Below are 435 nucleotides of genomic sequence, written 5' to 3' on the forward strand. Positions count from 1 at the left end.
TGTGGCCGACCACCGGATGCGGCTCAAGGGCATGAACACGCCGGCAACGACGATCGGCGCAGTGGTGACCGATGCGCAGCTGACGAAGGCCGAGGCGCACCGGCTATCGCTTGCCGGCCATGACGGGTTTGCCAGGGCACTGCTGCCGGCGCACCTGCCGCTCGACGGCGATACCGTCTTTGCCGCTTCAACGGCCCGGCATCAAAGAGACGACATGGCAAGCCTGATGGAGCTTTGCCACCTCGCGACCATCGTCATGGCGCGGGCGATCGCCCGTGGCGTCTACGCGGCGACCGCGCTGCCGGTCGAGGGCGCGCAAAAGGCCTGGCGCGACCGCTATGCGAGCAGCAGCTGATTGAATAGGGTCAGACTCTCTACAGATCCAATATGCCGAATGGTGGAGAGACGTGAATGCAGATCCGGGCGCTGATGTAT

At 64.6% G+C, this 435-nt stretch carries 1 protein-coding gene; it reads left to right on the forward strand.

The features are described from left to right. On the forward strand, positions 1 to 355 hold a 355-nt coding region (locus FMN63_RS02830; RefSeq protein WP_205513829.1), incomplete at its 5' end, for a P1 family peptidase. Between the last annotated feature and the right edge of the window lie 80 nt (positions 356 to 435).

Source organism: Stappia sp. BW2, from assembly GCF_008107695.1.
Classification (GTDB): Bacteria; Pseudomonadota; Alphaproteobacteria; order Rhizobiales; family Stappiaceae; genus Roseibium.